Raw genomic sequence first — 2,184 nt, 5'->3', positions numbered from 1 at the left:
GGATCGGGGATGTGCGCCAAGTACGCGGGACTCAGCGGCCGGCATTCACGCGAGCACCCTCTGGCCATCACGCTACTCTCACCCATCGACGTCGGTCGGATTCAGGTCATGGGTGGCTGCGCTGCGCAGTGGTGTTCTGGGCTTAGCTCAAGGCGGGATGGGTCTAGTGGTCCGACTGCAGAACCGTCTCGCGGGCCGCGCAAGGCGCGGCGATTCGCAATCCATCCACACCCACGTAGTTGGCGCCTCGTCCCGGCAGGGGGTCGGTTATGATCGTGCGCCATGACCGCGGACTGTCACGATTCGATCATCGACGCCTTGGTGATGCCCCACTGCGCAAGTTGTGGCACCGTGGTCGTCGACCATGGCGTCGGGTTTCGCTGCCGTCTTTGCGCAGTCTCTTATCTGCCCTCCTACCGCCCCGCATCCGAATCTTGAGCGGCGGGTTGCCCGGACTGGGGCGTCGGCGCTAGCAATCCATCTGGCCCGGGGCGGCTGGCGCAGGACAGCTCTCTCAGCTTGACTGTCCCGGCTCCCTCTCCCGCCGTCCCTAGCTGGTTTCTACGCCGCGCCAAATCTTGGCGGGGGCCCGGTTGGACCTGAAAGGCGCGGGCGACGCCGCGGATCCCTCTTCGCCGTAGAGGCGGACGTACCAGAACACGCCCTCTTGCGATGTGAGCTCGCGCATCATCGGGTCGAGGGTGTTGAGCCAGAACGCCGCCATTGCCGGGGCGGCGTCGTGGCGTGCTGCCTCGAACGCGTACCAGAGTGCGGTGAGCCGTTCGACGGCCTCGAAGTTGTCGAACCAGTTCGGATCCCACCGGAACGGGCCGGGCTTGCGCTGATAGTTGGGCAGGAGCCAGTCGTCGACGAAGTCGTACACCGACAGGTAGAGCGGTTCCCGGGGCGGCTCGGCCGCGGCGTCGATCGCCGCGGCGTCGTCCAGGTCGTCGTCTTCGTAGGTCATCGGCGGGCCTCCTGTGCCGGCTGTGCGCGCCGTGCGGCGCGCTGCTCGTAGTAGGTCTGTGACGTCTTCACCGCGGCCGCGTAAGGCCGCTCGGAGACGTGCACGAGCTTGACCAGCGCCGCGGGGGTCTGTGTGGCGATCATGACCGCGCGGCCACCGGGAAGAGCGGTGAGGTCTGCGACGTCGAAGATCCGCTCACGCTGAATGGATGTGGTGATCGACGTCCCGCGGTACTGCGCGGAGCGGGATCGCTTGACCGTGTCGAAGTCACCGATGGCTTGCGAGACGAACGACAGGTACTTGTCCTCGGAGAGCCCCGAGCCGACAACGCGGACGTTCGCGGCCGACCACAGCTTCCCCATGCCCGTCTCTCCGAACGCTTCCACGCCCTGCTGCCAGGACTGGAAGAACGTCGAGAGGACGATTCCGCGGGAACCGTAGTGCGAATACTTGTCGGGGAGCTCACGCCACCGGCAGACGTTCGCGGCCTCGTCGAGCACCCCGAGGAGCGGGGTTTGCAGGCGCCCTCCCGGCTGGAGGGAGCCGACACGTTCTGCCGCCTCGAGCACCGCCATTGTCAGGGCGGCGGTGATCGCACGCGCCGATCCCCCGCCCTCGGCGGAGATCAGGTAGAGCGTGTCGGTGGAAGTCACGAACCGGTACGGGTCGAAATGGGGTCGGCCGTTACCGGCGTCGGTGATCCACGGGAGCACCTTCGGGTTGCCGAGCAAACCGATCCAGGGGCGCAGCGTCCCGTAGACGCCGTCGCGCTGCTTGGACGTGAGGCCCTGAGTCTCCCCCAGCGCCTGCCCCTGGGCGAGCTGCCCGTGACGAATGAGGATCGCAGCCGGATCGTCTACCTTCTCGTCGGGGTTGTTCGCCCACCGGAACACGTCCGTGATCGGCCGCTTGTCCAGCGCCGCGGCGAGGAACAACCGCGCCAGCGTCTCCCGGCCAGCGCTGTTGAAGTAGGCGTCCTGGGAGGCGTTGGCGGACTCCGCGGCGGACTGGAACACCGCCGTCAGCTTCTCCGCCGTCTCCATGTCGACGACGAAGCTCAGCGGGTTCCACCACCAGTCGGATGCCTCCCCGATGATGCCCTGCACGTCGTGAACCCACACGACCCCACGGTCCGAGCGGGGCCCGCGGGTCATGTCGACGATGTCGCGCTTGTTCGAGGTGGCCAGAACGGGACCGTTGGACTCGAGGATCTGCGG

The 2,184-nt window shown here is 67.2% G+C and carries 2 protein-coding genes; both read right to left on the bottom strand.

Annotation, left to right across the window (positions count from 1 at the left end; all coding sequences use genetic code 11):
- Positions 1 to 550: 550 nt before the first annotated feature.
- Complete coding sequence (locus ACTUAL_RS18710; protein WP_440901173.1) at positions 551 to 967, bottom strand: DUF4913 domain-containing protein; 417 nt, start codon at positions 965 to 967, stop codon at positions 551 to 553.
- A partial coding sequence (locus ACTUAL_RS18705; protein WP_440901172.1) for a type IV secretory system conjugative DNA transfer family protein occupies positions 964 to 2,184 on the bottom strand: 1,221 nt, incomplete at its 5' end. The genes ACTUAL_RS18710 and ACTUAL_RS18705, both read right to left, overlap by 4 nt.

The sequence above is a fragment of the Actinosynnema sp. genome (assembly GCF_052038725.1).
Note: the sequence above shows the minus strand (reverse complement) of the source record. Positions and strands in the feature narration are given on the sequence as shown.

Coding starts and splice junctions, on each gene's coding strand:
- ACTUAL_RS18710 (WP_440901173.1), bottom strand. CDS start 967: ATGACCTACGAAGACGACGACCTGGACGACGCCGCGGCGATCGACGCC.